Origin of the sequence: Streptosporangium sp. H16, from assembly GCF_051918855.1 — a bacterium.
In the GTDB taxonomy this organism is placed as follows: Bacteria; Actinomycetota; Actinomycetes; order Streptosporangiales; family Streptosporangiaceae; genus Streptosporangium.
This window is the reverse complement of the sequence record NZ_JBPXMD010000086.1, coordinates 1-4503: the sequence shown is the minus strand read 5'-3', so window position 1 is coordinate 4503 and position 4503 is coordinate 1. Positions and strand designations below refer to the sequence as shown.

The following is a 4503-nucleotide window of genomic DNA, read 5'->3' as shown; positions in this document are numbered from 1 at the left end:
GCGGGCCTGGTGAGTGCCCGCACTCGACGGCTGCGGGTCTCGCACGCTTTCCACTCACCGCTGATGGAGCCGATGCTGGCGGAGTTCGAGCAGATCGTCTCCGCTCTGACCTTCAGCGAGCCGAGTATTCCTGTCATCTCCAATGTGACGGGCCGGCCCGCTGAGCCGGGGTTGTTGACCGACCCGGGGTACTGGGTGCGGCATGTGCGGGAGGCGGTGCGCTTCGCCGACGGGGTGGCCGCCTGCCAGGCCAACGTGTTCGTGGAGATCGGCCCTGACGGGGTGCTGACCGGCCTGGCCCAGCAGAGCGTCGAGGACGGCGTGTTCGTCGCGACCGCTCGCAAGGACCGCGACGAGATCCGGGCGCTGGTCGAGGCACTCGGCAGGCTCCACACCCACGGCGTGACCGTCGACTGGCGAGCGATCCTCACTCCGGCACGGCAGATCGACCTGCCGACGTACGCCTTCCAGCACCAGCGCTACTGGCTGGAATCAGGCAGATCCGGCAGCGATGTGGCAGCGGCCGGGCTCAGCGCCATCGACCACCCGATACTCAGCGCCACCGTCCCGGCTCCCGACGGCGACAGTCTCACGCTCACCGGGCGGCTCTCCCTCACCACGCTGCCCTGGCTCGCCGACCACGCGGTCAACGGCACGGCCATCCTTCCCGGCACGGGCTTCCTTGAGATAGCGCTGCGTGCCGCGGCCGAGATCGAGGACTGCGAGACGGTCTCCGAGCTGGCCCTGCAGGCCCCCCTCGTCCTCACGCACGACCACCCCGTCCAGCTTCAGGTCGTCATCGACGCCCCCGACGGCAGCGGCCGGCGCGGCCTGGCCCTGTACTCCAGGCCCGAAGGCACGACCACCTGGCAGCGGCACGCCCAGGGGACGCTCGGTCCCGCCGCGGCCGCACCCGGTTTCGACCTTGCACAGTGGCCACCGCCGGGCGCGCAGCCCGTCGACATCGACGACCTCTACGACAACCTGGCCGTCACGGGCCTGGAGTACGGCAGCGCCTTCCAGGGTCTGGTGAGCGCCTGGCAGCGGGACGGCGACGTCTACGCCGAGATCGTCCTGCCCGACCACGTACAGGCAGGCGCGGAGCGGTTCGGGTTCCACCCCGCCCTCCTCGACGCGGTACTGCACTCCATCACGCTCGGCGATCTCCTGCCGCCCAGCGAGCCCGGCCACCCGTTCCTGCCCTTCGCCTGGTCCGGCGTCTCGGCGCACGCGGCGGGCGGGACCATGGCGCGGGTGCGGACCACCGCCAAGGGGCCGGGCGAGCTCTCTCTGAGCGTCGCCGACCACACCGGCGCGCCGATCCTCACGGTGGACTCCCTGGTGGTCAGGCCCGTGGCGACAGCGCTGTCTCCGGAGCGCACGCCGTACGTGCTGGACTGGGTGAGCGTACGAGCCGGTGGCGCGGAGCCCGGACGGGTGGTGGAACTCCACGACCTCTCCTCCCTGGAGGACGCGGCCGGCGCGGAGCAGGTCCTCGTGCGCGTCCCGGCCGGTGTGGGCCGCGAGCGGACGTACGAGGTGCTGGCGCTCGTCCAGGGATGGCTCGCGGACGAGCGGTCGGCGCGGTCGCAACTGGTGGTGGTGACCAGCGGTGCGGTCGGCGCGGACGAGGGAGAGGTGCCCGATCTGTCCACCGCCCCCATCTGGGGCCTGATCCGGTCCGTCCAGTCCGAGCACGCCGGACGGTTCGTCCTCGTGGACACCGACGGACACCCCGACTCGGAAGCCGCGCTGCTTCGCGCCTGCGCTTCCGGCGAGCCGCAGCTGGCCCTGCGATCCGGTACGGTCCGCGTGCCGCGCATCGTACCGCTGGTCAACGCGCCGGCGATCGAGCGCTCGTCCGGAACTCCGGCGGGCACGGTACTGCTGACCGGAGGCACCGGCGAGCTCGCCACCCTGGCCGCGCGCAGGCTCGTCACCGAGCACGGGGTCCGGCACCTGCTGCTGGCCGGTCGCCGCGGCCCGGCGGCGCCCGGAGCCGACGCTCTGCTGGCCGAGCTCACGTCGCTCGGCGCGCAGGTCACGATCGCCGCCTGCGACGTGTCCGATCGGGCCGAGCTCGCCGCCCTGCTGGCGGCCGTTCCCGACGACCGGCCGCTGACGGGTGTCGTCCATCTGGCCGGAGTCGTCGACGACGGCGCCGTGACGTCGCTGACCCCGGAGCGGATCGACCGGGTCTTCGCGCCGAAGGCGGACGCGGCCTGGTACCTGCACGAGCTCACCGGCGAGCTCGACCTGTCGTTCTTCGTGATGTACTCCTCCATCGCCGGCATCGTCGGCAGCGCCGGCCAGGCGAACTACGCCGCGGCCAACGCCTACCTGGACGCGCTGGCGTCGTACCGCCGCGCGCGGGGGCTGCCCGCCCTCTCCCTGGCCTGGGGGCTGTGGGAGACCGACAACGGCATGGCGGGCGCGCTCAGCCAGGCCGACGTGGCCCGGCTCGGCAGGATCGGGCTCGCACCGCTCCCGGCGGCCCAGGGCATGTCCCTGCTGGACGCGGCGCTCACGCTCGACAGGGGGGTGCAGATTCTCGCCCGCCTCGACACCGCGGCGCTGCGCCGCCAGGACGAGATCCCCGCGGTCTTCCGGGCGCTGGTCAAGCCCCAGGCGCGACGGGCCGCGACGGCCAAGCCCGTACGGGCGGGAGCTGACAAGGGAGCGCTGCTCTCGCTCATCAGGACGAACATCGCGCTCGTGCTGGGGCACACCGACGCGAACGCCGTGGACGCCGAGGCGGCCTTCAAGGACCTCGGCTTCGACTCGCTGAGCTCCGTCGAGTTGCGCAACCGGCTCAACGCCGCCACCGGACTGCGGCTGCCCGCCACCCTGCTGTTCAACTTCCCCACCACGGACGCGCTCGCCGAGCACCTGCACGAGCAGCTCACCGGCGCCTCGCGCGCCGACCAGGTGAGCGCCCACACCGGTCCTGCGGACGAGCCCATCGCGATCGTCGGCATGGCCTGCCGCTACCCCGGCGACGTGGTCTCTCCCGACGACCTCTGGCGACTCCTCGTCCGGGCCGACGACGCGATCACCACCTTCCCCGGCAACCGTGGCTGGGACCTGGAGCGGCTCTACGATCCCGACCCCGCCCACGCCGGTACGAGCTACGCGCGCGAAGGCGGCTTCCTCCACGACGCCGACCGGTTCGACGCCGCCCTGTTCGGCATCTCGCCGCGCGAGGCCACCGCGATGGACCCGCAGCAGCGGCTGCTGCTGGAGACCTCGTGGGAGGCGATCGAACGGGCGGGGATCAGCCCGAAGGCGATGCGCGGCAGCCGTACGGGCGTCTTCGCCGGGGTGATGTACCACGACTACGGCGGCCGCCTGCCGCACGCGCCCGAGGGCTTCGAGGGTTTCGTCCTCAACGGCAGCGCGGGCAGCATCGCCTCGGGCCGGGTCGCCTACACCTTCGGGCTGGAGGGACCCGCGGTCACGGTCGACACGGCGTGCTCGTCGTCGCTGGTGGCGCTCCACCTGGCCGCGCAGTCCCTGCGTTCGGGGGAGTGCGATCTGGCGCTGGCCGGCGGTGTGACCGTCATGGCCACGCCCAGCGTCTTCATCGAGTTCTCCCGGCAGCGCGGGCTCGCGGCGGACGGCAGGTGCAAGGCGTTCTCCGCGTCGGCGGACGGTACCGGCTGGGGCGAGGGTGTCGGCATGCTGCTCGTCGAGCGGCTCTCGGACGCCCGGCGCAACGGTCACCACATCCTCGCCGTCATGCGCGGCAGCGCGATCAACCAGGACGGCGCGAGCAACGGCCTGACCGCGCCGAACGGCCCCTCGCAGGAGCGGGTGATCCGGCAGGCACTGGCGAACGCCGGTCTGTCGACGGCGGATGTCGATGTGGTCGAGGCGCACGGCACGGGAACGGTGCTGGGCGACCCGATCGAGGCCCAGGCCATCCTGGCCACGTACGGTCAGGATCGTCCCGAGGATCGGCCGCTGTGGCTGGGGTCGCTGAAGTCGAACATCGGTCACACGCAGGCCGCCGCGGGTGTCGGCGGTGTGATCAAGATGGTGATGGCGATGCGGCACGGGACGCTGCCCCGGACGCTGCACGCCGAGGAGCCGTCGCCGCACGTGGACTGGACGGCCGGCGCCGTCGAACTGCTGACCGAGGCCCGCTCGTGGGATATCGAGGACCGTCCGCGCCGTGCGGGCGTGTCGTCCTTCGGCGTCAGCGGCACCAACGCACACGTGATCATCGAGCAGAGCCCGGACGCCACCGCCCCCGTCGAGCAGAGCCCGGACGCCACCGCACCGGTCGACGATGCCGAACTGCCCGTCGTTCCGTGGCTGATCTCCGCCAACGACGGCGAGGCTCTCCGGGCGCAGGCCGCCCGCCTCGCGGACTGGGCATTCCAGGACGATGTCTCGCCGACCACCGTCGGCAAGGCGCTGGTCTCGGCCCGTGCGCTGCTGGAGCAGCGCGCGGTGGTGGTCGGTGCGGATCGGGCCGAGCTGGTGGCGGGTCTGCGTGCC

Annotated in this window: 1 protein-coding gene; it reads left to right on the top strand. The window is 72.6% G+C overall.

Annotated features, from left to right (window positions below; genetic code table 11):
- Positions 1–9: 9 nt before the first annotated feature.
- Positions 10–4503, top strand: a 4494-nt coding sequence (locus ACTOQ2_RS43665) for an SDR family NAD(P)-dependent oxidoreductase (protein WP_440107882.1), incomplete at its 3' end; no start/stop codon positions are given.